At 31.6% G+C, this 20,837-nt stretch carries 21 protein-coding genes and 1 riboswitch; of the genes, 17 read left to right on the forward strand and 4 right to left on the reverse strand.

The window, feature by feature from the left end:
• The first annotated feature begins 4 nt into the window (after positions 1-4).
• Both fur and xerD read left to right on the forward strand, forming a co-directional pair.
• On the forward strand, positions 5-451 hold the full coding sequence (gene fur / locus NST87_RS06700; RefSeq protein ID WP_071560138.1) for a ferric iron uptake transcriptional regulator: 447 nt from the start codon (positions 5-7) through the stop codon (positions 449-451).
• Positions 452-487: 36 nt separating this feature from the next.
• Positions 488-1,375, forward strand: a complete 888-nt coding sequence (gene xerD, locus NST87_RS06705) for a site-specific tyrosine recombinase XerD (protein ID WP_019468359.1) — start codon at positions 488-490, stop codon at positions 1,373-1,375.
• A gap of 69 nt (positions 1,376-1,444) precedes the next feature.
• Here the strand turns inward: xerD and NST87_RS06710 are convergent, their stop codons facing one another.
• Complete coding sequence (locus tag NST87_RS06710) at positions 1,445-1,951, reverse strand: DUF309 domain-containing protein (protein WP_019468358.1); 507 nt, start codon at positions 1,949-1,951, stop codon at positions 1,445-1,447.
• 91 nt (positions 1,952-2,042) lie between these two features.
• On the opposite strand from NST87_RS06710, the gene NST87_RS06715 reads away from it, so the two are divergent.
• From NST87_RS06715 to NST87_RS06740, 6 genes are all read left to right on the forward strand, one after another.
• The gene (locus NST87_RS06715; protein WP_019468357.1) at positions 2,043-2,777 is read left to right on the forward strand and encodes a segregation and condensation protein A; all 735 of its coding nucleotides are present in this window, start codon (positions 2,043-2,045) and stop codon (positions 2,775-2,777) included.
• Positions 2,761-3,309: an SMC-Scp complex subunit ScpB gene (gene scpB / locus NST87_RS06720; protein ID WP_340721459.1), complete on the forward strand. Its 549-nt coding sequence runs from the start codon at positions 2,761-2,763 to the stop codon at positions 3,307-3,309. Before NST87_RS06715 ends, scpB begins: the two co-directional genes overlap by 17 nt.
• Complete coding sequence (locus NST87_RS06725) at positions 3,302-4,039, forward strand: pseudouridine synthase (protein ID WP_019468355.1); 738 nt, start codon at positions 3,302-3,304, stop codon at positions 4,037-4,039. The genes scpB and NST87_RS06725 overlap by 8 nt, the downstream gene beginning before the upstream one ends.
• 136 nt (positions 4,040-4,175) lie before the next feature.
• The gene (locus NST87_RS06730; protein WP_019468354.1) at positions 4,176-4,901 is read left to right on the forward strand and encodes a response regulator; all 726 of its coding nucleotides are present in this window, start codon (positions 4,176-4,178) and stop codon (positions 4,899-4,901) included.
• Complete coding sequence (locus tag NST87_RS06735) at positions 4,885-6,657, forward strand: ATP-binding protein (protein ID WP_019468353.1); 1,773 nt, start codon at positions 4,885-4,887, stop codon at positions 6,655-6,657. Before NST87_RS06730 ends, NST87_RS06735 begins: the two co-directional genes overlap by 17 nt.
• Positions 6,658-6,875: 218 nt before the next feature.
• Positions 6,876-7,012, forward strand: a riboswitch (FMN riboswitch).
• A 63-nt stretch (positions 7,013-7,075) separates the two neighbouring features.
• On the forward strand, positions 7,076-7,621 hold the full coding sequence (locus NST87_RS06740) for an ECF transporter S component (protein ID WP_019468352.1): 546 nt from the start codon (positions 7,076-7,078) through the stop codon (positions 7,619-7,621).
• 505 nt (positions 7,622-8,126) lie between these two features.
• On the opposite strand, the gene NST87_RS06745 is transcribed toward NST87_RS06740, so the two are convergent.
• Positions 8,127-8,375, reverse strand: coding sequence for a ferredoxin (locus tag NST87_RS06745; protein ID WP_019468351.1), 249 nt, complete (start codon positions 8,373-8,375; stop codon positions 8,127-8,129).
• A gap of 109 nt (positions 8,376-8,484) precedes the next feature.
• Here NST87_RS06745 and NST87_RS06750 point away from each other — a divergent pair, with 109 nt between their 5' ends.
• From NST87_RS06750 to ebpS, 3 genes are all read left to right on the forward strand, one after another.
• The gene (locus NST87_RS06750; protein WP_019468350.1) at positions 8,485-9,450 is read left to right on the forward strand and encodes a helix-turn-helix domain-containing protein; all 966 of its coding nucleotides are present in this window, start codon (positions 8,485-8,487) and stop codon (positions 9,448-9,450) included.
• A complete protein-coding gene (locus NST87_RS06755; protein ID WP_019468349.1) occupies positions 9,437-10,816 on the forward strand; it encodes a RecQ family ATP-dependent DNA helicase in 1,380 nt (459 codons plus the stop codon). Before NST87_RS06750 ends, NST87_RS06755 begins: the two co-directional genes overlap by 14 nt.
• Before the next feature lie 147 nt (positions 10,817-10,963).
• Positions 10,964-12,580 carry an elastin-binding protein EbpS gene (ebpS, locus tag NST87_RS06760; RefSeq protein ID WP_340721461.1) on the forward strand — a complete coding sequence of 539 codons (1,617 nt, stop codon included), beginning with the start codon at positions 10,964-10,966 and terminating at the stop codon, positions 12,578-12,580.
• 492 nt (positions 12,581-13,072) lie between these two features.
• Here ebpS and NST87_RS06765 read toward each other — a convergent pair whose 3' ends face one another.
• A complete protein-coding gene (locus tag NST87_RS06765; protein ID WP_019468907.1) occupies positions 13,073-13,225 on the reverse strand; it encodes a hypothetical protein in 153 nt (50 codons plus the stop codon).
• Between the two features lie 327 nt (positions 13,226-13,552).
• On the opposite strand from NST87_RS06765, the gene ypdA reads away from it, so the two are divergent.
• Positions 13,553-14,539, forward strand: a complete 987-nt coding sequence (ypdA, locus tag NST87_RS06770; RefSeq protein ID WP_019468908.1) for a bacillithiol disulfide reductase YpdA — start codon at positions 13,553-13,555, stop codon at positions 14,537-14,539.
• Positions 14,540-14,632: 93 nt separating this feature from the next.
• On the opposite strand, the gene NST87_RS06775 is transcribed toward ypdA, so the two are convergent.
• Positions 14,633-15,607 carry an asparaginase gene (locus NST87_RS06775; protein ID WP_019468909.1) on the reverse strand — a complete coding sequence of 325 codons (975 nt, stop codon included), beginning with the start codon at positions 15,605-15,607 and terminating at the stop codon, positions 14,633-14,635.
• Between the two features lie 78 nt (positions 15,608-15,685).
• Here NST87_RS06775 and cmk point away from each other — a divergent pair, with 78 nt between their 5' ends.
• The 5 genes from cmk to NST87_RS06800 all read left to right on the forward strand — a co-directional run bounded on the left by cmk (position 15,686) and on the right by NST87_RS06800 (position 20,781).
• Positions 15,686-16,342: a (d)CMP kinase gene (gene cmk, locus NST87_RS06780; RefSeq protein WP_019468910.1), complete on the forward strand. Its 657-nt coding sequence runs from the start codon at positions 15,686-15,688 to the stop codon at positions 16,340-16,342.
• A 297-nt stretch (positions 16,343-16,639) separates the two neighbouring features.
• Positions 16,640-17,818 carry a 30S ribosomal protein S1 gene (gene rpsA / locus NST87_RS06785; RefSeq protein WP_019468911.1) on the forward strand — a complete coding sequence of 393 codons (1,179 nt, stop codon included), beginning with the start codon at positions 16,640-16,642 and terminating at the stop codon, positions 17,816-17,818.
• Between the two features lie 195 nt (positions 17,819-18,013).
• The gene (gene der, locus NST87_RS06790; protein ID WP_340721464.1) at positions 18,014-19,324 is read left to right on the forward strand and encodes a ribosome biogenesis GTPase Der; all 1,311 of its coding nucleotides are present in this window, start codon (positions 18,014-18,016) and stop codon (positions 19,322-19,324) included.
• Positions 19,325-19,340: 16 nt separating this feature from the next.
• Positions 19,341-20,339 (forward strand): NAD(P)H-dependent glycerol-3-phosphate dehydrogenase, encoded by a 999-nt coding sequence (locus NST87_RS06795; protein WP_019468913.1) that lies wholly within the window; start codon positions 19,341-19,343, stop codon positions 20,337-20,339.
• Positions 20,340-20,508: 169 nt separating this feature from the next.
• Positions 20,509-20,781, forward strand: a complete 273-nt coding sequence (locus NST87_RS06800; protein ID WP_019468914.1) for an HU family DNA-binding protein — start codon at positions 20,509-20,511, stop codon at positions 20,779-20,781.
• The last annotated feature ends 56 nt before the right edge of the window (positions 20,782-20,837 follow it).

The following is a 20,837-nucleotide window of genomic DNA, read 5'->3' on the forward strand; positions in this document are numbered from 1 at the left end:
TTCCGTGGAAGAACGATTAAATCGCGTGAAGCAACAATTACAGCAATCATCTTATAAATTGACGCCACAACGTGAGGCAACTTTAAGAGTTTTAATTGAAAATGAAAAAGACCATTTAAGTGCAGAAGATGTTTATTTGAAAGTTAAAGACAAAGCACCTGAAATTGGACTTGCAACTGTATATCGTACTTTAGAATTGCTAGCAGAATTAAAAGTGGTCGATAAAATAAATTTCGGCGATGGTGTTGCTCGATTTGATTTGAGAAAAGAAGGAGCAAAACATTTTCATCACCATCTTGTTTGTATGAAATGCGGTAAAGTAGAAGAAATCGAAGAAGACTTATTACCTCGTGTAGAAGAAAGAGTTGAAAATGAATTCGAATTTAAAATATTAGACCACCGTTTAACATTCCATGGTATTTGTGCGTCATGCCAAGCAAAAGGGAAATAAATTTAAAAATACTATTTCAGAAATAGAGGTAGTACAGTGAAAAATATTATAGATGAATATTTGAAATTTATACAATTAGAAAAAGGGTTAAGTGTAAATACAATTGGTGCATATCGAAGAGATTTAAAAAAATATGATGAATTTTTAACATCACACAAAATTAGTCATATTGATTTTGTGGATAGACAACTCATTCAAGAGTGTTTGGGTCACTTACATGATGAAGGTGCATCTTCAAAATCATTAGCTCGCTTCATTTCTACTATTCGCAGTTTTCATCAGTTTGCATTAAGAGAAAAATATGCAGCAAAAGACCCAACGGTATTAATAGAAACACCTAAATATGATCGTAAATTACCAGATGTTTTAGAAATAGATGAAGTACTTAGACTATTAGAGACACCTGATTTATCCAAAAACAACGGTTATAGAGATCGCACAATGTTAGAATTACTTTATGCTACCGGAATGCGTGTATCAGAACTGATTCAGATTGAATTAGAAGACGTTAATTTAATTATGGGCTTTATACGTGTTTTTGGTAAAGGAAATAAAGAAAGAATTGTACCATTAGGTGATACAGTAATTGAATACTTAAACACTTATTTAGAAACGGTAAGACCACAATTATTAAAAAATACGGTTACTGACACATTATTTTTAAACATGCATGGTAAACCTTTATCGAGACAAGCGATATGGAAAATGATTAAACAAAATGGTATCAAAGCAAATATAATAAAAACTTTAACACCACATACATTAAGACATTCATTTGCTACCCATTTACTTGAAAACGGAGCAGATTTACGTGCAGTTCAAGAAATGCTCGGTCATTCTGATATATCTACAACACAATTGTATACACACGTTTCGAAATCACAAATTCGTAAGATGTATAACGAATTTCATCCAAGAGCATAAACACAGACTAGTTTATTCGATTGAATAACTGGACTGTGTTTTTTTATTGATGCCATAAATCATAAGTGTTTATACTGATCTATTTCGCGCTTGTAATGCACGTTTCCTCGCCGCTTCAACTTCAGTTCTATCCCTTTTTAAATGGTGATCTATGATATAGTCATCTTCAATTTTATAATATGTCATCACATAATTCGGGTACTGTTCTAATATAATTTGTTCCATTGTATCTGTTAAAGGTAGATGAAATGGCTCAAAAGATTGCTCTTTTTTTGTAGCTTTAATTAATTCGACTAACAGCCTTTTATACGCTTGTATATCAAGTCCAATATTAATCGCTGAATCATAGTTTTCAATAACTCTTAATGCCTTATTAAAAGATTTGTGGGCGCCTACATAATTATGTCTACGGTAATGATAAGATCCAGTTGCAATCAATATAAGGCTCACAACAGCATCATCCTTATTGTAATTTGGTTTGGTTTTCCAAGCTTCTTCTAAAATATCGTGACAAAGAAAATAATGTTGCTTTGTATGAAATTGAAAATAAAAATCTTTTAGTGCATTTTTCAACATGAATATCGCTCCGATTTTAAATGTTTATAATAAACATGCTATAATAATTTAGTGAATTACGCACTTAACTTGCTAATATGAGGTAGATAAAATGTATGAAGTAAAACTCGATGCCTTTAATGGTCCTTTAGATTTATTATTGCATCTTATTCAAAAATTTGAAATTGATATTTATGATATACCAATGAAATCTTTAACAGAACAGTATATGCAATATATACATGCGATGAGTCAATTAGAAATTAATGTGGCAAGTGAATATTTAGTTATGGCTTCAGAATTACTTATGATAAAAAGCAAAATGCTATTGCCTCATTCAGAAGAAATTGACGATTTAGATGATGATCCGCGTGAAAATTTGGTTGAGAGATTAATTGAATATCAAAACTATAAAGAATACACAGTGCTCTTAAACGAAAAAAGGGCGGAAAGAGAAAAGTATTATTCTAAGCATCCAACAGATTTAACGCACTTAGAATCAAATGAAACTTGGGACCCTAATAATACGATTGATTTAACAGAGTTAATCATAGCTTACCAAAAAGTGAAAAATCGTGTTGAATATCAAACACCTAAATCTGTTGATATTCGAAAAGAAACGTTTACAATTCAACAAGCTACTACACAAGTAACTCAACGTTTACAAAAGCATGAATCCTTCAACTTTTTTAGTTTATTCAATTTTACTGAACCATTGGAAATGGTTGTTACTCATTTTCTTGCAATACTAGAAATGTCTAAATCTGGAATAGTAAATATTGAACAACAAAAAAGCTTTGACGATATTAATATTTTAAGAGGAGTTAATTATGGCATTGAACGATAAAGGAATCCTGGAAGCATTACTTTATACTGCAGGTGATGAAGGACTTGAAGAAAAACAAATTCTAGAAATTTTAGACATTGACCAAGATCGTTTTCATACATTAATAAAAGAATATGACGCTTGTGGCTTAAAAATCCAACATTATGGGGAACATTATGTCTTAACAACTAAAAAAGACGCGTCAGAATACATTGAGAAGTTAATAGAACAAAAATCTAAAATGAAATTATCACAAGCAGCAATGGAAGCTTTATCGATAATAGCATATAATCAGCCATTATCTCGAAGTGATATCGAAATGATTAGAGGCATTAATTCTGACGGAGCAGTCAAAACTCTGATAGCACGTGGTTTAATTGAAGCTAAAGATGAGGAAGATTCCAGAAGTCAACAATTATATACAACAGCATTATTTTTAAATGTATTTGGTATTGAACAATTAGATGATTTACCAACTACCGATGAAGAAGACGAAGAAATAGAAGCTTTCTTTAGTAATTTAGTAAATCAAAAAGGAGATAATAATGAATAAAGAAACAGAAAGATTACAAAAACGTATCGCAAATAGTGGTTATACATCAAGACGTAAAGCTGAAACATTAATTACAGAAGGTAAAGTAAAAGTAAATGGTGAAATTGAAACAGAATTAGGTACTAAAGTTAAACCGACAGATATGGTAGAAGTTGAAGGAATTAAATTAGAACAAGAAGATAAACTATATATTCTTTTCTATAAACCTTCGCAAGTTATCACTAGCGTATCAGATGACAAAGGTAGAAAGGTCGTTACGGATTATTTTAAACAAATTAAGACAAGGATTTATCCAGTCGGTCGTTTAGATTATGATACATCAGGGTTACTTTTACTTACTAACGATGGTGAGTTCACTAACTTAATGACACACCCTCGTTATAAAATCAAAAAGAAATATGTAGTTAAATTAAAAGGTTACCTTATGCGTGAAGAAGTTAAAGCATTAGAACAAGGTGTTAATTTAGAAGATGGAAAAACACAACCTGCGACAGTTAAAATTAAAAATCAAGATAAAGATAAAAACACTACACTTGTTGAAATTACAATAACTGAAGGTCGCAATAGACAAGTCAGACGCATGTTTGAACACTTTGGTCATCAAGTATCAAAATTACAGCGTATAGAATTTGGCCCTTTAAACCTAAAAGGACTCAATGCAGGTGAAGGTCGCGTACTTACACCTCATGAAGTAAAAACGTTACGTCAAATTGCAGAACACGGACATTAAATATGACTTTACTTTAACAAAAACTTGATATTGATAATTTTTTCACAAACTTTTCATTCATAAACACTTTTATAGCTCAACCTATGATATAATATGGTTGAAATTGAAAGTTAGCAGTGTGGGAGGGTACGAACCTATGGCAAATGAAATACTTATCGTCGATGATGAAGATAGAATCAGACGATTATTGAAATTGTACTTAGAAAGAGAATCTTTTGAAACTCATGAAGCTAGAGACGGACAAGAAGCATACAAAATGGCAATGGAACATGATTATGCATGTATCTTATTAGATTTAATGTTGCCAGAAATGGATGGCATTACTGTCGCATCTAGATTAAGAGAGCAAAAAGAAACACCAATTATTATGTTAACTGCTAAAGGAGAAGAAACAAACCGCGTAGAAGGTTTTGAATCCGGCGCAGATGATTATATTGTAAAACCATTTTCACCACGTGAAGTGGTTTTACGTGTCAAAGCTTTATTAAGAAGAACTCAAGTTGCACATACAGAACAAAGCGAACCACATGCACGAGATTTAATAGAATTTGAACATCTTGTTATTGATAATGACGCACACCGTGTGCTAGCAGATGGCAATCAAGTAAACTTAACTCCAAAAGAATATGAACTTTTAATCTTTTTAGCAAAAACGCCAAATAAAGTCTTTGATCGTGAACAACTTTTAAAAGAAGTATGGCACTATGAATTTTACGGAGATTTGCGTACTGTTGATACACATGTAAAACGTTTAAGAGAGAAATTAAATCGCGTTTCTGATGAAGCTGCCCAAATGATTCAGACTGTTTGGGGCGTTGGCTATAAATTTGAGGTTAAATCTGAAAATGAACCGACTCAATAACGTAGTAGTAAAACTGTGGTTAACTATAATCTTTATAGTAACGACAGTTTTAATTTTATTAAGTGCAGCACTTATAACGTTTATACAATCTTACTTTACGCAAGAAACAGAAGATTCATTACTTGAAGATGCTAAAAGAATAAGTCATTTAGTTGAGAATTCAGATGATAAAGCAACTGCCATAAAACATAGTAAATCTCTCATTGAGGGGCCAGTAGGACTCATCATCATGAACCATAAACATATGGATAGTATTAATAATGATGAAACAAAAGAAAAAATGTTCAAAGAAATAAAAGGTAATAAAAACTATGAAAAAGTGTTCGATCGAGGAAAACAGATATCAGAGCACGTGACAATTGATATGAATAAACAGCAAAAAACTTATGTTTTAATAGGCTATCCATCTAAAAATCTAGAGTCTAGTCCTCATAATAGTAAATATAGTGGTGTTTTTATCTATCAAGATTTGAAAACGATAGAAGATACCAATAATGTGATCACAGTCATTATATTAATTATTGCAATAATCTTTTTATCTATTACAACTGTGTTTGCCTTTTTCTTATCATCACGAATTACAAAACCGCTTAGAAATTTAAGGACACAAGCATTAAAAGTTTCTAAAGGTGACTATGCTCAAGTAGTTCCTGTTAATTCTCGAGATGAAATTGGAGAATTATCACGTGCTTTTAACACGATGAGTTCCGAAATACAACAACATATAGACGCATTATCCTCATCTAAAAATATCAGAGATAGTTTAATAAATTCTATGGTTGAAGGTGTACTTGGCTTTAATGATAAACAAGAAATAATCATATCAAACAAGATGGCACAAAATATTTTGAAAATATTAGATGCTCACGATTTAGAAAAACTTGATCGTCAAAACGAATTAACATTTAAAACCCAACAAACACAATTCGAAGAATACGAAATTAGTACACGTTATTTTGTCATTATTACAAGTTATATTGAACAAATTCAACCTGATGGTAGAAGTGGTATTGTAGCTATTATTCGTGATATGACCAATGAGCATAATATTGATCAAATGAAAAAAGATTTTATTGCTAATGTATCACATGAATTGCGTACACCTATTTCATTATTACAAGGATATACAGAGTCGATTGTTGATGGTATTGTAACAGAGCCAGACGAAATACATGAATCATTGTCAATTGTACTTGACGAAACAAAGCGTTTAAATCGATTAGTAAATGAATTACTTAATGTTGCACGAATGGATGCCGAAGGACTAACTGTAGAAAAAGTAAAACAACCGATTGATCCGCTGCTAAGTAGAATGCAACAAAAATACCAAAAACAAGCAAATGATTTAAAGTTAACGATGAATTTAAATCCAAATACGCACAATCAATTATGGTATTTCGACACTGATAGAATTGAACAAGTGTTGACCAATCTTATTGATAATGCAACCAGATATACAGAACCTGGTGATTTAATATCAATTAGTTATGGAGAAACAGAAACTGAAAATATCTTATACATTTCAGACACAGGATCTGGCATTGCTCCAGAACACTTACAACAAGTATTTGATCGTTTTTATAAAGTTGATACCGCTCGTAAACGGGGTAAACAAGGGACTGGTTTAGGACTGTTTATCTGTCGTATGATTATCGATGAACACGGTGGAACGATTGACGTTAAAAGTGAGCTTGGCAAAGGCACTACATTTATAATAAATCTACCAAAACCAACAGATGAACATGAAAACACTTGAGTATCAATTAATTATTATAAAGTAAAATTTAATTCACTTTATAAATATGAATATTTATGAAGTATGCGTGTTCTGAAAAAGGCGAGATAAGAAATCACTATTTTAATATTGATTTCCAATCTCGTCTTTTTTTAAATTAATATCATTTACTTAGAATAGAGCACGACTATTGTTTTTATCTGAGTAATAGGCTATGATATATTTATAAAATTTAAGAAATTCATCTTCGGGGTAGGGTGTAATTCCCAACCGGCAGTAATTTAAGCCTGCGACCCGTTTATCTATTAATGAGATAAATGGCTGATCTAGTGTAAATCTAGAGCCGACAGTATAGTCTGGATGGGAGAAGATGGAGGGTTTTGTTGTGCAATTAAATCCTCCTTTTCTGTGTAAGATGAATGGAAGGAGATAATTGAATATGCAACAACAAACCAAACGACTTATTACAATAAGTATGTTAAGTGCGGTGTCATTTATTTTGATGTTTATCAAATTTCCAATTCCGTTTTTACCGCCGTATTTAACATTAGACTTTAGTGATATTCCAGCTTTATTAGCAACTTTTAGTTTAGGGCCAGTAGCCGGTATTATTATATTATTTATAAAAAATTTACTTAATTTCTTATTTAATATAGGTGATCCAGTGGGTCCCATTGCTAATTTCTTAGCTGGTGCGAGCTTTATTTTAAGTGCTTTTTATATTATTAAAAATAAACATACTGTCAAAACACAAATTATTGGATTTGCTATAGCGACAATTGTCATGACGATTGTCTTGAGTATTTTAAACTATTTTGTTTTATTACCACTATATGGTATGATCATGAACTTAACTAATGTAGTTGAAAATATTAAAATTGTTATAGTTTCAGGTGTTATACCTTTTAACATAATAAAAGGTATCATAATTTCTTTAATATTTATGCTACTATTCAAACGTTTAAAAAAAATTTTACTTAACTAATAGATAAGTACACGTTTTAATCTAAAGATATGAAACAAATAAGTATACAAGACATGAGATTGGCTGAGATAAATTTATTATCTCAGCTTCTTTTGTTATTAAAAGGCTTTGATAAATTTTAAACTTGAAGTTATTAACATTTATCATGTCTCTTTATTTGTTGTGCTTATACGCCTCATTTATATCAATTTTGTAACGTGCTGACGCCGGGGGGAATAGTATGAGTGAGAGACTACAGGATCGCACCATACCCAGGCAAGCAAGCACGCATAAAATCGTAAAATATTAAATAAAAAATGACCAATCCTTTTGTATACGGATTGGTCATTTATTTTGTACATAAGATTTATGTACAAAGCTTTACTCGTTCATTTCAAAATGATAACTTGCATAATGCTTATATTTTCATAATATAAAAGCTCAGCATTTTCATTAATACAATGAATACACTGAGCTTATACAAATTAAATTTTTTCAAAAATGAATATCTATGTGATTAATTTTATTATTCAAATTTTAAAGGGTCGCCGTCAAAAGATTCCTCTTCAATTTTAATAGAATCTGTCGGACAACCTTCTAATGCATCTTCCATGTCTTCATATAATTCTTCTGGTACTTCCGCAGTACCTTGGTTATCATCTAGTATAACGTATGCAATACCTTCATCGTCGTAATCATATATATCAGGGGCAGCAGCACCGCAAGCACCACATGCAATGCATGTATCCATATCAACAATTGTATATTTAGCCAAACTCTTCGCCTCCTTTAACAAACATGCTACACTAATAACACAATTAGTATTGTAGTTACTGTTTTAAATTTTTTCAAATGTTTTTGTTTTATAAAATGAGGGAGCACACATGTATAATTTAATTCACTTTACACGAACGCAAGCACATAATTACAAAACAGAAAAAAGCATATATAATATTATCACAGGCAAAAAGTCCCATCAAACCTTTTTTGACGCCTGTAGCCAACAACTATTATCATTGTATCATAGCTTACCAAACTTAAAATATCCATCATTTGTTGGATATGCTCAAAATGAAACACAAGATGTTGATGATACGCAATTAATTCGTACACATCCAAGGTATACATACGATAGTTTATTAAATACTTTTAAGGCAATTCAATTATTAACTCAAACAATTTCGAATGTAGCTCATGATTCATTTCAATTTGTACCTGTAACCCACAACAGTACAATTCAATATAGAGTAAAAAAAGTATATAACAACTTTAAAAATAAGGACATATCATACAAAATAAATAACGAATTAAACATTTTATTTTCTTCAATTACGGAAAAGAATAATAAAACGTACTTACATTACTATTTACAAGGATATAAAGAAAGTATGTATACAAGACAACAAGTTAGCTTAATAGAAGGCATTTCTCAACAACAATTGTTTGTACTAGAAATGAATGATTTAGTAATAATGATGTTTGAATTAGAAAATGTAACTAAATATCCTATTTTAAGTCAATTGATTATTTTACCTACTTTACTTTTTAAAACAGAAGAAACTTACAAAGGCATAAAAAGAGGACTCAATTTTAAACAATTAGCCAAAATACAAAATGTAAAACCAAACACAATCGAAGATCATATACTAGAATTATTTATTAAAGGATATTTATCACACTACGATACATTTATCTACGAGAAGACGTATACACATTTTTTAAGTTATTATGTAGAAAACCGTAGCGAAAGACTAAGAAACTACAAAGAAAAATTTCCTAAATTAAATTACTTTGAAATAAAACTATTAATCATCGGTTTTGAAAGAGGTGATTTAAATGTTACATCATGAATTAAAAAAATGGTTTGGTTTTGATACATTTAAACCTGGACAACAAGAAATCATAGAACATATATTAAATGATAAAAATACTTTGGGTATATTACCTACTGGTAGCGGAAAAAGTCTATGTTACCAATTACCAACCTATATTAAGCAAAAACCAACGCTCATCATCTCACCATTAATATCTTTAATGGATGATCAAGTCATGCAATTAAAACTTCAAGGTGAGCATTATGTTTCATGTATCCATTCAGGATTAGATGAAAATGAAAAAAAACAAAATATACAATCTTTGCGACATAGTCGCTTCATATTTTTAAGTCCTGAATTTTTGTTGCAACCACATAATTTTAAACTTATACAAAGTTTGGATTTAGGGTTAATTGTTTTAGATGAAGCGCATTGCTTATCTGAATGGGGCTATGATTTCAGACCACACTATGCACTTGTAGGGAAAATCATCAATCATTTTCCTAAAGCAAACATACTTGCTTTGACTGCTACAGCACCACCATATTTAACATACGACCTAAATCACATGTTAAATAAAACATTTACTGTTGTGAAAACAACGACGAATAGAGAAAATATTACATTATCTCACAAAAATTTCGAAGATGATCATGAAAAGTTAAAGTGGTTACTTCCAATGTTAGAACAATCAGGACCAACAATCATATATGTTTCATCTAAAAAAATGTGCCTGACTTTAGCCAAAGCAATTTACCAATATGGCTTTTTAACAGGAATATACCATGGTGATTTAACCTATCAGGAAAGACATACAGTACAACATCAATTTATAAATAATGAAATACCCATTATTGTAGCAACGAGTGCTTTTGGAATGGGAATAAACAAAAAAGATATTCGAACAATCATACATTTTCATTTAGCTACGAGCCCATCAAGTTATATGCAAGAAATTGGACGTGCAGGCCGTGATGGTAAGTCAAGCCAGGCAATCAGTCTTTATCAACCAGATGACAGCTATTTATTAGAAACGTTACTCTTTGCCGATATCATTACTGAAGAAGATGTGAGTGCATTTGAATTAGGTATGTTTTTACCACCTGAAAAAAATGAAATATTAGACGTTCTTAGTAGCTATTATAAAATTGAACAATTACGTGCTATTTTCAAAACAGCTTTTGAACGAAAACAACGAGGTTATTATCGAATGCTAGGCTATAAAAACTTAGATCAATGTCGCAGAGCATATATGATAGAATTTTTCGGTGAAAATTTAACAACTAAACCAACACAGTGTTGTGATAATGATTCAGAATTAAGCCCAATTCATATAATTAATAGTAAAAAAGTGAAAAGAAAAATGGATTATAAAGAAAAATTACAAAATATATTCAAATAAAAGATAAATGCTTTACTTCACTTTTTCAATCAAGCTATAATACTAGATATACACTAAAGTTTTATTTATTTTTCATATAAAATTTATACATATATACTACCTTTTAGGGTAAAACAGTATATACTAAAATTAAATGACGGAAGGATGATGAATTTGTCTAATAATAATTTCAAAGATGATTTTGAGAAAAATCGTCAATCTATTGATCCAAAAGAACATCATGATGATGTACAGGATTCTGTTAACGATTCCGTTGACAACGTAAAAGAGGAAGTTTCTGATAAAAAAGACGAACAATTCCCTCCTAGAAATGCTCAAAGAAGACAACGTAGAAGAGATACGGCAACACATCAAAATGAAAGAAACCAAACACCTGTTGATGAGAATAATGATACATCAAATCAAATAGATGATGAGCAACAACAAGACACACATTCATCATCTAATACAGATGAAATCAGTAAGAATCAAGACCCTTCAGAAAACAATAATATTAATCAAAACCGAGATGAAAAAGATAGAGATAACGAAACACACAATGACAACCATTCTGAAGATAAAAACGATAACAAAAAAGGTGCTGCCGTAGCTGGTGGAACGGCAGCAGCTGGTGCTGGCGCCTATGCTGCTAAAAAACATCATGACAAAAAAGACGAATCTGTTGATTCAAAAGATGATAACACATCAACAAAAGATAAAGAAGAAAGTGGTGCTAGCACAGACGTAGGTGCTACTAATAATAAAGATCAACATACTGAAGAAACTAATACTAAGTCTGAAAAAGATAAAGAGCATAAAGACAACAAGAAAAAAGGTGCTGCCGTAGCTGGCGGAGCAGCCGCGGCTGGTGCAGGAGCCGCAGGAGCAAAAGCTGCACACTCAAATGGCAATGGCTCCGGTGGAAATAACGGCAACGGTAACAATAATAATAATGATGATAACAATAAGAACAAGAAAAAAGGTGCTGCCTTAGCTGGCGGAGCAGCCGCAGCTGGTGCAGGAGCCGCAGGAGCAAAAGCTGCACATTCAAATGGCAACGGCTCTGGTGGAAGTAATGGTAATGGTAACAATAATAACGATAATAATGATGATGATAACAACAAGAAAAAAGGCGGTTTGTTCGGAAAAATATTGCCTATTATAGCAGCAATTTTAATTTTAGCAGCAATCGGAATTTTTGGAGGTATGGCACTAACTGGTAATAATGATGATAGTGGCAGCAACGACGACAAAAAAGTAGCTGATAATAAAGATAAAAATGCTGACTCAGACAAAGACAACAAAAAAGATTCAGACAAAGATGCTGATAGTGATAAAGCAAATAAAAACAATGACGATAGCGCTGAATCAGATAATAATGATAGTTCAAATCAAACTGATTCTAATTCTGATGATGCTGCTACTAGCGATCAAAATCAAGCTACTGAATCAGATCAAAGCAATCAAAGTGATCAAAATGCACAAAGTGGTCAAAACGATCAATCTCAACAAGATAACCAAGCTACGAATCAAGGTAATGATTCAGCAAATCAAGACCAAGCAACTAACAGCCAAAACAATCAACAAAATAATCAACAGAACAATCAATCTTCAAACAACAATTCAGGACAACAAACGCATACTGTAAATGGTCAAAATCTATACAGAATAGCTATCCAATATTATGGAAGTGGTTCTCCTGAAAATGTAGAAAAAATCAGAAAAGCTAATGGTTTACAAGGTAATGATATTCATAATGGACAACAACTAGTTATCCCTCAATAATTATCATTCACATTGTACAAATATAATGAGCTTGAATATCATGCTCATTTCCATAAAAGGACTAATCTTTATCAAATGAAGTAGTCCCTGAACGTAAACAAACCCTTCGCATTAATTTTTGCGAAGGGTTTGTTTATTTTCTATTTATATAGTTTTTTTAAATAGTAGTAATCTTTCAGACAATTACTGGTACTTTTACTAGTCACATTGCGTTTTTTAAGATTCATGGTAGCATAAATTAATGTAGTATCTGCTTCTGGAATAGTTGTGCTTACCTTTTTGCTTTATTTTTTTCCTTGTTTTTATTTTTAATATTTTTTCTTTGTGCTCTTCTTTGTTCATTTATTTCCTCGTCCAATGCTCTCAGGAAGTGAAGTGTATCTTTTTTCACAATTCTTTTGATGTATTTAATCTTATTTGCATTTATTTTAATATGAGTAGAATCAATAAATAAAGCTGAGCGATCTATTAAATTATTTTTGATAGCTATTTCTAATATTTTCTCAAATATTTGTCTTCGACAAGTTCATACACAAATTTTAAATCTAATATCACGTCGACTTTACGTAATAAATGATTATTAAGGACTAATTCAGAAATAGAAATCATTTCATATTGATCTCTTTTATCAATTGATTTATTCAACACAACAAGCACCATCACTGCTTAATTTACATATATTATAATATTGGCAGTGATTTATGCCGAATCCTGCGGGAATAGCACTAGCCGAAGACTATAGGCTAAGGTAGTGCTCGCGAAAAGTGTTCATAAAAAACCCAAACAAACACCAACAAAGTCGAAGTCTTTGTCGACAACTTGGGACTAATCTTTATCAAATGAGTAAGTTTTTTCATATTGTGCTAATTTTAATGAATTAATTTGTATTGTAATCAAATTTTCAAATTCTATCACTTGGTTTTTTAAAATCTACTGGTATAATAAATGGGTGGTAAAAGGAGGACAAATACTATGCAAACAGTAGAAAGTATAATCATTGGCGGTGGCCCATGTGGCTTAAGTGCGGCTATCGAACAAAAGAAAAAAGGGATTGATACATTAGTAATTGAAAAAGGAAATGTTGTGGATGCTATTTATAACTATCCAACACATCAAACATTCTTTTCTTCAAGTGATAAATTAAGTATTGGCGACATTCCGTTCATTGTAGAAGAAAGTAAGCCACGTCGAAATCAAGCATTAGTGTATTATAGAGAAGTTGTTAAACATCATCAACTACGTATCAATGCTTTCGAAGAAGTCCTTACTGTTAAAAAAATTAATAATCGTTTTACACTTACTACTACGAAAGACGTTTATCAGTGTCGATTTCTAACTGTAGCTACTGGTTATTATGGTCAACATAATACATTAGAAGTAGAAGGTGCAGAACTACCAAAAGTAAAACATTACTTTAAAGAAGCACATCCTTATTTTGATCAAAATGTTGTTATCATCGGTGGCAAAAATTCAGCAGTAGATGCAGCATTAGAATTAGAAAAAGCTGGTGCACATGTCACAGTTATCTATCGTGGTTCTGACTATCCAAAAGCAGTTAAACCATGGATTTTACCTAACTTTGAATCATTAGTGAAACATGAAAAAATAAACATGGCATTTAACGCTGACGTCACAAAAATAACTGAAGACAGTGTTATTTATGAGCAAAATGGGGAAGTAATTGAGATTCCTAACGATTATATTTTTGCAATGATCGGTTATCACCCTGACTATAATTTCCTAGAATCAATTGGAATTGAAATCAATGAAAATGAATATGGTACAGCGCCAGTTCATAACAAAGAAACTTATGAAACAAATGTTGAAAATTGTTATATTGCTGGTGTGATTGCAGCAGGAAATGATGCTAATACCATTTTCATTGAAAATGGTAAGTATCATGGTGGCATCATCACTCAAAATATTTTATCTAAAAAACAAACACCTTTAGAGTCATAATATATAAAAAAAGAGCTGGATAAGTGATTATTATTTTAGAATTTATTCAACATTCTAAAAATCCAATATTGCTTATCTCAACTCTTTTTTATTTTATAACTGAGCTTCAAAATATTTTTTCAATTGTTCAAACGTTAAATGATTGCTTAATCCGATTAATAATTTCAGTCTCGCTTTTTGTCCATTTAATCCATTAGAGAAAATAACACCTTTTTCTTCTAATGTTGCGCCTCCACCTTCATAGGCATAAATGGGACCAACAATGCCATTAAATGATCTAGATACAAGTATGACTGGTATATTATTACTTAAACATTGATTCAATCCTACTAAACATGTCGGAGGTAAATTACCCTGTCCGAGAGCTTCTATTATAATGCCATCCACTTGTTTTTCACTGTAAAAAGCTAATACATCACTATTCATCCCCATATATGCTTTAACTAATGGAATATTTAAAGATTGATTTATTTCAGTCAGTACTAAATGATCAAATGGTCTGTGATGAAATTGTACACTTTGTTTTGTGATCACACCTAAGGGACCATGATTCGGACTTTGAAAAGTATTCGTATTAGAAGTATGTGTTTTCGTAACATTTCTAGCTGTATGAATCTCATCATTAAATACCACCATAACACCCATGTTTAATGACTCATCACTGATTGCAACTCTAATTGCTGATAAAAAGTTATATAATCCATCTGCACCAATTTCATTTGAGGAACGCATCGCGCCTGTGATCACAATTGGTTTCGAGATATCCACTGTTAAATCTAATAAATACGCCGTTTCTTCTAGCGTGTCAGTGCCATGTGTAATCACATAACCATCATAATCATCTTGTTTTTCAGATTGGTTAATAATTTGTTTTAATGTTTCTACATACTCAATATTCATATGTGGAGATGGTACATTAAAAGGTGTTATTTCAGTTACATCAGCATATTTATTAATAATATTTTGATGATTAGAAATTGGATTATCCGTATTTGTAACAACTTTGTTTGATTCATCTTGTGACATGCTAATCGTACCACCAGTATGTATGACAAGAAGTTTTTTCATGTGTGCATTCCTCCTATTTATAAAATACATATTTATGATAAAATAATATTTATAAAACAACAAGGAAGGGTTACTAAAATGAAACCAATAAATATCGCACTTGATGGACCTGCAGCCGCAGGTAAGAGTACAATAGCAAAACTTGTGGCAGCCAAATTGTCAATGGTTTATGTAGATACTGGTGCAATGTATCGTGCTATTACTTATAAATATTTACAATTAAATAAAACTGAAAATTTTTCTGAACTTGTTCAGTCAACGGAGCTAGCATTAACTTATGATGAAGAAAAAGGTCAAAGAATTATTTTAGACAATCAAGATGTTACAGATTATTTAAGAGAAAATGATGTGACAAATCATGTTTCCTATGTATCTTCAAAAGAATCAGTGCGTTCATTTGCAGTTGAAAAACAACAAGAATTGGCAGAGCAAAAAGGAATCGTAATGGACGGAAGAGATATCGGTACTGTTGTCTTACCTGATGCTGATTTAAAAATATATATGATTGCTTCTGTGGAAGAACGTGCTGTACGTCGTCAAAAGGACAATGAACTTAGAGGTATTCAATCAACAGTAGAACAATTAAAAAAAGAAATTTCTGAGCGTGACCACTATGATATGAATAGAGAAATATCTCCATTAAAAAAAGCTGATGACGCAATAACAATTGATACTACTGGCATGAGTATCGAAGAAGTTACTGATAAAATTTTAACATTAGTAGAAAAAATTTAAATATTTAAGCATGCATAGTCTATTTGTTATTCTTTTTGTCTTTTTGTTAAAATAGTGTAAAAAAGTTATAAAATATCAAAATCAGGGTATATTATTGTAGTAGATTTTTAAAATTTGGACTACATATAAGTCAATGTAAATTGCTATTGATATTAAAACTATTATCTACATGATAATTATCAATTAATATTTTTAAATGTATAGAATTAGAGTGTTCACTATAAAGTGGAATTTCTTGACAATTCTGTCAAATTATAAGATGTTATAAATATGTAGTGTAATAAGGAGGCAGACAAGATGACTGAAGAATTCAATGAATCAATGATTAACGAAATTAAAGAAGGGGATAGAATTACTGGTGAAATTCAAGAAATTGAAGAAAAACAAGTAATTGTACATGTTAACGGTGGTAAATTTAACGGTATTATCCCTATAAGTCAACTTTCAACACATCATATTGATAATCCGAGTGATGCTGTTAAAGTTGGTGACGAAATCGGTGCATATGTTACAAAAGTGGAATATGACGAAGAGAATGAGACAGGTACTTATATCTTATCTAAACGTCAATTAGAAACTGAAAAGTCATATGAATTTTTACAAGAAAAATTAGATAATGATGAAAATATTGAAGCTAAAGTCACTGAGGTTGTAAAAGGCGGTTTAGTAGTAGATGTTGGTCAAAGAGGGTTTGTACCAGCTTCATTAATTTCAACCGATTTCATCGAAGATTTCTCTCATTTTGAAGGTCAAGTTCTAAAATTAAAAGTTGAAGAGCTAGATCCAGCAAATAATCGCGTCATTCTTAGTCGTAAAGCTGTAGAAGCATTAGAAAATGCGGAGAAAAAAGATGACTTATTAAATAATCTTAACGAAGGAGATGTAATAGAAGGTAAAGTTGCACGCTTAACAAACTTCGGAGCGTTTATCGATATTGGTGGCGTAGATGGACTTGTACATGTTTCTGAATTATCACATGAACATGTTAAATCACCAGAAGATGTTGTCTCAATTGGTGATCAAGTTAAAGTGAAGGTAAAATCTGTTGATAAAGATTCTGAACGTATTTCATTATCAATTAAAGATACGTTACCAAGCCCATTCGAATCTTTAAGAGGAGAGGTTAATGAAGGCGATGTAATAGAAGGTAAAGTTGTCAGACTTACAAATTTTGGCGCTTTTGTTGAAATCAAACCTGGGGTGCAAGGTTTAGTTCATATTTCAGAAATCAGTCATTCACACATTGGTACACCTGGTGAAGTGTTAGAACCAGGACAAGTTGTCAGTGTTAAAATACTCAGTGTCGATATTGATAATGAACGTATCTCACTTTCTATTAAAGCAACATTACCTGACGAAAACGTTGCTGAAAGTGATAATGAAACAACCCAATCGTATTTAGATAATAACGAAGATGAAGACAATCCAACACTTGGCGATGTTTTCGGAGATAAACTTAAAGATATTAAGTTTTAATAATTATCATAAGACCAAATCCAAATCTTGTCCTATATTATGTTAGGGCAAGATTTATTTTTTTAATGTCCATATCAATCAATTAAGTAATTGTATTTAATGAAAATCATTTAAATGGTTTCTTTAATAATTTCTTTTGAAATACTTACCCCGTATGATAGAATTATAGAGATTAAAAAAGAGAGGAAGTTAGTTATGACTAAACCTATAGTTGCTATTGTAGGAAGACCGAATGTTGGAAAGTCTACAATTTTTAACAGAGTCGTAGGTGAACGTGTCTCTATTGTTGAAGATACACCAGGTGTGACTCGTGACAGAATTTATTCATCAGGCGAATGGTTAACTCATGATTTCAATATCATTGATACTGGAGGTATTGAAATCGGTGAAGCCCCATTCCAAACACAGATAAGAGCACAAGCAGAAATTGCCATAGATGAAGCTGATGTCATTATTTTTATGGTAAATGTTAGAGAAGGTTTAACACAAAGTGATGAAATGGTAGCTCAAATGCTATACAAATCCAAAAAACCCGTTGTGTTAGCTGTGAATAAAGTTGATAATCCTGAAATGCGTAATGAAATTTATGACTTTTATTCACTAGGTTTCGGAGATCCTTATCCTATTTCAGGTTCACATGGTTTGGGATTAGGTGATTTATTAGATGAAGTAGTTAAAAACTTCAAAGAAGAAGAACCAGACCCATATGACGAAGATACAATTCGTTTATCAATCATTGGTCGCCCTAATGTTGGTAAGTCAAGCTTAGTTAATGCCATATTAGGTGAAAATCGTGTCATCGTATCAAATGTTGCTGGGACAACTAGAGATGCTATTGATACTGAATATAGCTATGATGATCAGGATTACGTCCTTATTGATACTGCTGGTATGCGAAAAAAGGGTAAAGTATATGAAAATACAGAAAAGTACTCAGTTTTACGAGCACTTAAAGCGATAGAACGATCAAACGTTGTTTTAGTAGTAATTGATGCAGAACAAGGTATTATAGAACAAGATAAGCGTGTCGCTGGGTATGCGCACGAAGAAGGAAAAGCAATTGTTATAGTTGTCAATAAATGGGATGCTGTAGATAAAGAAACAAACACAATGAAGAAATTTAAAGACGAAGTGCGCAAAGAATTTCAATTCTTAGATTACGCACAAATCGCATTTGTTTCAGCTAAAGAACAGAAAAGATTATCTACGCTATTCCCATACATTCTAGAAGCGAGTGAAAATCATAAAAAACGTGTACAAAGTTCAACATTAAATGAAGTTATCACAGGTGCGATTTCTATGAATCCTACACCAACAGATAAAGGGCGCCGATTAAATGTATTTTATGCTACACAAGTTGCAATAGAGCCTCCTACATTTGTTGTATTTGTAAATGACGTAGAATTAATGCATTTTTCTTATAAACGTTATCTTGAAAATCAAATAAGAGCTGCCTTTGGATTTGAAGGTACTCCTGTACACATCATATCTAGAAGAAGAAATTAATAAATGGAGGGGTTACATGTCTAATATAACTGTCTTTGGTACGGGGAGTTTTGGTACGGCATTAGCAAATGTCTTAGCTGAAAATGGACATCAAGTATTAATGTGGGGAAAAAACAAAACGACTGTTAAAGAAATAAATGAATTACATTCAAATACAAAATACCTTAAAAATGCACAACTTGAGTTATCAATTAACGCAACTACTGATATAAATAAAGCAATAGCACATTCAGATGTATATCTCATGGCTTTACCTACTAAAGCGATGAGAGAAGTAGCAAGTGAAATAGATTCACATTTATCATCGAAAAAAACCTTTATCCATGTTGCTAAAGGAATAGAAAACGACACTTATAAACGTGTTTCTGAAATGTTAGAAGACTCAATCAGCCCTGAACATAATGCAGGTATAGGTGTATTATCAGGGCCAAGTCATGCTGAAGAAGTTGTCATCAAACAACCAACTACAGTAGCTGCTTCTTCTAAATCTGCAGAGGTAAGTAAGCTAGCTCAAGATTTATTTATGAACGATTATTTAAGAGTTTATACTAATGACGATCTAGTTGGTGTAGAATTGGGTGGCGCTTTGAAAAATATTATAGCTGTTGCAAGTGGTGTGATTTCAGGAATGGGGTTTGGAGACAATGCTAAAGCGGCATTAATGACTAGAGGTTTAGCTGAAATAAGTCGCCTTGGCGAAAAATTAGGTGCAGATCCACTCACGTTTTTAGGCTTGGGTGGTATTGGCGATTTAATTGTAACTTGTACCTCTACACATTCAAGAAATTATACACTTGGCTATAAATTAGGTGAAGGCAAATCCTTAGACAAAGCATTGGAAGAAATGAATATGGTTGTTGAAGGTGTATACACGACAAAATCAGTTTATAATTTAGCAAAAGAACACAATATTGATATGCCAATTACAACTGCATTATACAAAGTTTTATTTGAAAACCAACCTGTCGATGAAAGCGTAAAAGATTTAATGGAACGTGGCAAAAAAGCTGAATAAGATAGAAGTATTACACTTTTTAGCGAATATATAACAATTTGATATTAAAATCCTATTAATTCAACGTTTTTTACACATAAATCATTGCAGTTGCAGTATTCGTTGTGTTAAAGTCATACCATAATGATATTAAGTTATCATTATAAACCCTAGGGGAGGTGAATTCATAATGAACAAAACAGATTTAATCAATGCTGTTGCTGAACAAGCTGACTTAACTAAAAAAGAAGCTGGTTTAGCTGTAGATGCAGTATTCGAATCAATTCAAACATCACTTTCTAAAGGTGAAAAAGTACAATTAATTGGATTCGGTAATTTCGAAGTACGTGAACGTGCTGCTCGTAAAGGACGTAATCCACAAACTGGTAAAGAAATTGATATCCCTGCAAGCAAAGTACCGGCGTTCAAAGCTGGTAAAGCTTTAAAAGATGCAGTTAAATAATTCTTTACTTACAAGTGAAGCCCTTGTTACAGGGGCTTTTTTCTTTTGGTAAAAAC

This window comes from Staphylococcus sp. FSL W8-0271, assembly GCF_038006605.1.
GTDB classification, from domain to species: domain Bacteria; phylum Bacillota; class Bacilli; order Staphylococcales; family Staphylococcaceae; genus Staphylococcus; species Staphylococcus cohnii.

Bases quoted from the DNA above. Each gene is read 5' to 3' on its own strand.
- NST87_RS06725 (WP_019468355.1), top strand. From the start codon at position 3,302: ATGAATAAAGAAACAGAAAGATTACAAAAACGTATCGCAAATAGTGGT.
- NST87_RS06775 (WP_019468909.1), bottom strand. From the start codon at position 15,607: ATGAAAAAACTTCTTGTCATACATACTGGTGGTACGATTAGCATGTCA.
- NST87_RS06715 (WP_019468357.1), top strand. From the start codon at position 2,043: ATGTATGAAGTAAAACTCGATGCCTTTAATGGTCCTTTAGATTTATTA.
- ebpS (WP_340721461.1), top strand. From the start codon at position 10,964: ATGAATTTGTCTAATAATAATTTCAAAGATGATTTTGAGAAAAATCGT.
- NST87_RS06755 (WP_019468349.1), top strand. From the start codon at position 9,437: ATGTTACATCATGAATTAAAAAAATGGTTTGGTTTTGATACATTTAAA.
- cmk (WP_019468910.1), top strand. From the start codon at position 15,686: ATGAAACCAATAAATATCGCACTTGATGGACCTGCAGCCGCAGGTAAG.
- der (WP_340721464.1), top strand. From the start codon at position 18,014: ATGACTAAACCTATAGTTGCTATTGTAGGAAGACCGAATGTTGGAAAG.
- ypdA (WP_019468908.1), top strand. From the start codon at position 13,553: ATGCAAACAGTAGAAAGTATAATCATTGGCGGTGGCCCATGTGGCTTA.
- NST87_RS06740 (WP_019468352.1), top strand. From the start codon at position 7,076: ATGCAACAACAAACCAAACGACTTATTACAATAAGTATGTTAAGTGCG.
- NST87_RS06735 (WP_019468353.1), top strand. From the start codon at position 4,885: ATGAACCGACTCAATAACGTAGTAGTAAAACTGTGGTTAACTATAATC.
- NST87_RS06795 (WP_019468913.1), top strand. From the start codon at position 19,341: ATGTCTAATATAACTGTCTTTGGTACGGGGAGTTTTGGTACGGCATTA.
- rpsA (WP_019468911.1), top strand. From the start codon at position 16,640: ATGACTGAAGAATTCAATGAATCAATGATTAACGAAATTAAAGAAGGG.
- NST87_RS06710 (WP_019468358.1), bottom strand. From the start codon at position 1,951: ATGTTGAAAAATGCACTAAAAGATTTTTATTTTCAATTTCATACAAAG.
- NST87_RS06750 (WP_019468350.1), top strand. From the start codon at position 8,485: ATGTATAATTTAATTCACTTTACACGAACGCAAGCACATAATTACAAA.
- NST87_RS06730 (WP_019468354.1), top strand. From the start codon at position 4,176: ATGGCAAATGAAATACTTATCGTCGATGATGAAGATAGAATCAGACGA.
- NST87_RS06800 (WP_019468914.1), top strand. From the start codon at position 20,509: ATGAACAAAACAGATTTAATCAATGCTGTTGCTGAACAAGCTGACTTA.
- scpB (WP_340721459.1), top strand. From the start codon at position 2,761: ATGGCATTGAACGATAAAGGAATCCTGGAAGCATTACTTTATACTGCA.